Annotated in this window: 1 pseudogene; it reads right to left on the bottom strand. The window is 39.5% G+C overall.

Going from position 1 to position 539, the window contains the following annotated elements:
• Positions 1–146: pseudogene (locus ACWHAR_RS31285) on the bottom strand (hypothetical protein); the annotation flags it as partial.
• Positions 147–539 lie beyond the last annotated feature (393 nt).

Here is a 539-nt window from a genome sequence, read left to right as displayed (position 1 = left end):
AAAATGAACATGATTGTAAACAGCACAATAGCAAGTCCGCTTTCCGCCCCAAAAAACTGCCATATCTCCTGACCGCTCGCATATCCGGCCCCGATCAGGCTCCCTAATATGAGCAGCGTCCACTTCATTCCGGCTCTCCACAACACTATCACCTCATAGACAAAGTTCAGCTTGTTCCCGTTATTGTTACTATATAAATAAAAGTAAGCAAACATGCCATATTTTCATAGACATTTAATTACAAGGTGTAATTATCATACGAAATACACATAAAAAAAGACTGCTAATACGGCAGTCTAAAAAGAGATATTTATTTGTTTGTCCGCGCGGAATGAAGAAGTGCACTTCACTCTTCACTTTTTTATAACCATTCCTACCTATTCAAGTGTTTCATAAGCAGACCATTGCTTGATCATGATCGAAGCAATGGGGGACAATACTTGTAATCGCCCACTAACCATTCATATCATGCCCTCTACTTTTTTAAAATCTCCGGTGCCATACACAAAGCATAAAAAACCGTACTGCTGGATATACTG

The organism is Bacillus sp. LR--39 (genome assembly GCF_053613335.1).
Note: the sequence above shows the minus strand (reverse complement) of the source record. Positions and strands in the feature narration are given on the sequence as shown.